This window comes from Rhodococcus sp. BS-15 (assembly GCF_000813105.1).
Lineage (GTDB): Bacteria > Actinomycetota > Actinomycetes > Mycobacteriales > Mycobacteriaceae > Rhodococcoides.
Window position 1 is genome coordinate 1 of the sequence record NZ_BAOX01000363.1, and the last position, 4,343, is coordinate 4,343.

Consider the following 4,343-nt stretch of genomic DNA (forward strand, 5'->3'; position numbering starts at 1 on the left):
GGTGACGGCGATCGCGTCGGGGCAGCGGTGGCCGGGGATCAGAGAGGCCATGAGTTCGATGGCCGAGGTGACCAGATCACCGATGTCGGTGTTGGCTTGGCGATCGGTGGAGACGGTGCGGTACTCGACCGTGCGACTACCGTCGGTGTCGACGGTGACGAGGGCTGCGCACACGACCTCGGATCCGGTGGATATGCCCACTCCTACCCGCATGCTGCACCTCCCACCCCTGTGTACCTGTCCGGAATCGACTGCTCTTTGTGCCATGTCGCGGCACAGCTGTCGATCGTTATCGTTCGGACAGCTCCGTTATCGTAACGTTACTTCGCGCTCCGGCGCGAGCGTGATATACGGCTCGGCCGGTTGCTCGGTGCGTGTCGATCGCCTCCTACCTGGCCTTTCGATGGCTCGACGAAGGCTGGGAAAAAGGCGAGAAACGACTGCGATGCTCGGCGTTTCGGACCCGAATTCGGCCGCTTTCGAATCTCCGCGGTCGTGCGGAACGGTGCGTGACCACTCTCGTGCGCACGCGTGCGACCACGGCGTCGCGAACCTGGCGAACCCAGCCCTTGAGTGCTGGCACTCTCGTGTATAGAGTGCTAGTTGGCACCGAGCGAAGTCCCGGCACCCGCGACGACGGGAACGAGCTCAGGCCGTGATTGTCAGAACCGCACGAGAAGTACTTACACACAGCTGTCCGGGGATCCGACCCCGGACGCGTACCCCATAACTTTGGAGGGCTCAACGTGGCGAGCGTGAAAATCAAGCCGCTCGAGGACAAGATCCTCGTCCAGGCCAACGAGGCCGAGACGACGACCGCCTCCGGTCTGGTCATCCCCGACACAGCCAAGGAGAAGCCCCAGGAGGGCACCGTCGTCGCCGTGGGCGAAGGCCGTGTCACCGAGAAGGGCAACCGCATCCCGGTCGACGTCAAAGAAGGTGACACCGTCATCTACAGCAAGTACGGCGGCACCGAGATCAAGTACGCCGGCGAGGAGTACCTGATTCTGTCGGCACGCGACGTGCTGGCTGTCATCGCCAAGTAGGCCACAACGCATCCCGCCCCGGTATCCGATTTTCGTGTCGGTCCCGGGGCGGTGTGCGTTCGATCGAGTTTCTTTACTCGAAGGAGTAACACCGAAACATGGCAAAGCAAATCCAATTCAACGAGGAAGCGCGCCGCGCACTCGAACGCGGCGTCGACAAGCTGGCCGACGCAGTCAAGGTGACGCTCGGACCGCGGGGACGCCACGTCGTCCTGTCCAAGGCATTCGGCGGTCCGACCGTCACGAACGACGGCGTCTCGATCGCTCGTGAGATCGACCTGGAAGATCCGTTCGAGAACCTCGGCGCGCAGCTGGTCAAGAGCGTCGCCACCAAGACTAACGACGTTGCAGGCGACGGAACCACCACCGCGACGGTCCTCGCGCAGGCGCTGGTACGCGGCGGTCTGAAGAACATCGCCGCGGGTGCCAACCCGATCGCGCTCGGCACCGGCATCTCCAAGGCGGCCGACAAGGTCGCCGAGGCTCTGCTCGCCGCCGCAACCCCGGTCGAGGGCAAGCAGGCGATCGCTCAGGTCGCCACCGTGTCCTCGCGTGACCCCGAGATCGGCGAACTCGTCGGCGAGGCGCTCACCCGCGTCGGCGCAGACGGCGTCGTCACCGTCGAGGAGTCCTCGACGCTGCTCACCGAGCTCTCGGTCACCGAAGGCGTGCAGTTCGACAAGGGCTACCTCTCGCCGTACTTCGTCACCGACGTCGACGCGCAGGAAGCAGTTCTCGAGGACGCCTACGTCCTGCTGTACCGCGAGAAGATCACCTCGCTTCCGGACTTTCTGCCCCTGCTGGAGAAGGTTGCCGAGAGCGGCAAGCCGTTGCTCATCATCGCCGAGGACACCGAAGGTGAAGTTCTCTCGACGCTGGTCGTCAACTCCATCCGCAAGACGATCAAGGCCGTGGCAGTCAAGGCACCGTTCTTCGGTGATCGCCGCAAGGCATTCCTCGACGATCTCGCCGTCGTGACGGCCGGGCAGGTCATCACCGCCGATGTGGGTCTGAGTCTGAAGGAAGCCGGCCTCGAGCTGCTCGGTCGCGCTCGTCGCGTCGTCGTCAGCAAGGACGACACGACCATCGTCGACGGTGCGGGCACGCAGGACGACATCGATGCGCGCGTCGGTCAGCTCCGCCGCGAGATAGAGAACACCGACTCCGAGTGGGATCGCGAGAAGCTCGAAGAGCGTCTGGCGAAGCTCTCGGGCGGCATTGCGGTCATCAAGGTCGGCGCTGCCACCGAGACCGAGCTCAAGGAACGCAAGTTCCGCGTCGACGACGCTGTGGCTGCGGCCAAGGCTGCCGTCGAAGAGGGAATCGTCCCCGGCGGCGGCTCGGCTCTGACTCAGGCAGCGTTGGCTCTGGCCGACGACCTGGGCCTGACCGGCGACGAAGCCACCGGTGTGGCCGTGGTGCGCACCGCGCTCAACGCACCGCTGTTCTGGATCGCCTCCAACGCGGGCATCGACGGTTCCGTCGTCGTCAGCAAGGTGGCAGAACTGCCGAAGGGTCACGGATTCAACGCCGCGACCCTGACGTACGGCGACCTGCTGGCCGACGGCGTCGTCGATCCGGTCAAGGTGACTCGCTCCGCTGTGGTCAACGCCGCGTCGGTTGCTCGCATGATCCTGACGACCGAGAGCGCGATCGTGGAGAAGCCGGAAGAGGCCTCCGAGCCTGCTTCCGGGCACGGACACGCTCACTGACGTTCGGTGACACGAGAAAGCCCCCCGACCCGAACGGGTTGGGGGCTTTCTTGCGTGTTCGAGTGCTTACACCGCGATGCGGCGGCGGTTGTGACGAGCGTGCAGTTCCCGCTCGGTCTCCGACATCCCTCCCCAGATCCCGTATGGCTCGCTGACGTTGAGAGCGTGTGTACGGCATTGGGCGAGTACGGGGCAGCTGCGGCACATTTCCTTGGCCCGCATCTCGCGCTGTGCTCGTGCCCGGCCCCGCTCGCCGTCCGGGTGGAAGAACATGGACGAATCGACGCCACGGCACAGGCCGTGCATCTGCCAATCCCAAATGTCGGCGTTCGGCCCAGGGAGGTGATTCGGCTGCGGCATGGAAACTCCTAGGGTGGTGTGGCTTCTCGGATTCGTGATCCGAATGCCGACAACGTTATGTGGGTCGACGAAATCGAGTCAATAGTTCTCTGTCGTGGGCAAATGCATAGTTATGGGGCAAAGAATTAACACGGGCGATATTTACTTCGACTCACCTGCGTGCGTGTCCTTCCTGTTGAAGAATCCGCCGCCACGCGAGACGATGGGAAGCGCACCGGCTTTCCGGCTGCTGGTGCGGTGCTGCGGAACGCAGGCGGCCCGAGTCGGGCGACAGGGCCGAGGCTGGATCCAGCAGTCCGTCGTTGTCGATGTTTCCGCTGATCACAGCCTTGCCGATAGCATCGAGGGCGCTTCGGCTCCATGCGTCGGGTTCGACGTCGGTTCGCTCGCTCTAGCCCACGCGAGGTGTCCGGCACGATCGCGCGGATCGCTGGGTAAAGGCGGAGTGGGCGAGCATTCGGCAGGCGACTCGTCGGGGGTCGATTGTGTGACCGAGTGCGCCGATTAACCTATTCGCCACACAGCGTTCAGATTCTCGTCTTCGAGTCGGCCCGTGTTCACATTGTTAATTCCTTGAAAACTGCATTCCGTGTGCGCGAAACGATGCAGTGATACTTCTTTCGGACCGTTGCCGAATTCGCCCGTGCAATTTGCGTCGCGTCGAATCGGTGGGACTCGGGCGTAGTTCGCCGCGCGCGAAGGCCCTACCTCGATTGCGTGCCAACAGAGCAGAGCTCGCTGTTCACCGCGACGCAGTCCGAACTCTTCGACGCTGCCTTCGGCAGCAACCCCGGCCGATTCCCTCTCCCCGCCGCCACCGATTCGCGAGAGAGCTGGTTTCGCAGTGTCGCGTTGGCAGGCCAGGGGCGGTACAGCGCCGCCGAAGTCGAGCTTCGGCGGCATCGACCCCACAGCCAGGAACTTCGGTCGCTGCACGCCTCGACCAGAGCATCGTGGTTGCGTCAGGTGGGCGAACACGAGCGAGCCCGCCGCTTCGACGGCATCGCGGTCTTTCTCGTCGGACTCGTGGGACCGCCGACATCGACGGACGCGACAGAGGCCCGTAGCGATGCGCTGACCGGCCTGGCCGCAGATGCATTGGGAAGCGGACGTTTTCATCTCGCGGACGCCCTGCTGGCCCGCAGTACGGAGCAATGGCAGGGCCGCGTCGGTCGGGGGCTGTGGCGTCCCGCACTGCGAGCGGCGTGGGTGGCGGCCGAGCTGG

At 64.4% G+C, this 4,343-nt stretch carries 3 protein-coding genes and 2 pseudogenes; 3 read left to right on the top strand and 2 right to left on the bottom strand.

Translation table 11 applies throughout. The features are described from left to right. Positions 1–213, bottom strand: a pseudogene (locus RHBS_RS24985) (hypothetical protein); the annotation flags it as partial. 533 nt (positions 214–746) lie between these two features. On the opposite strand from RHBS_RS24985, the gene groES reads away from it, so the two are divergent. Together groES and groL are read left to right on the top strand one after the other, a co-directional pair. Continuing rightward, entirely contained in the window at positions 747–1,046 is a 300-nt protein-coding gene (gene groES / locus RHBS_RS24990) for a co-chaperone GroES (RefSeq protein ID WP_008718149.1), read from the top strand. 98 nt (positions 1,047–1,144) lie between these two features. Beyond that, positions 1,145–2,758, top strand: coding sequence for a chaperonin GroEL (gene groL / locus RHBS_RS24995; protein WP_121870411.1), 1,614 nt, complete (start codon positions 1,145–1,147; stop codon positions 2,756–2,758). 66 nt (positions 2,759–2,824) lie between these two features. Here groL and RHBS_RS25000 read toward each other — a convergent pair whose 3' ends face one another. Then, positions 2,825–3,118: a WhiB family transcriptional regulator gene (locus RHBS_RS25000; RefSeq protein ID WP_027496361.1), complete on the bottom strand. Its 294-nt coding sequence runs from the start codon at positions 3,116–3,118 to the stop codon at positions 2,825–2,827. 717 nt (positions 3,119–3,835) lie between these two features. Here RHBS_RS25000 and RHBS_RS25005 point away from each other — a divergent pair. Further along, positions 3,836–4,343, top strand: a pseudogene (locus RHBS_RS25005) (hypothetical protein); the annotation flags it as partial.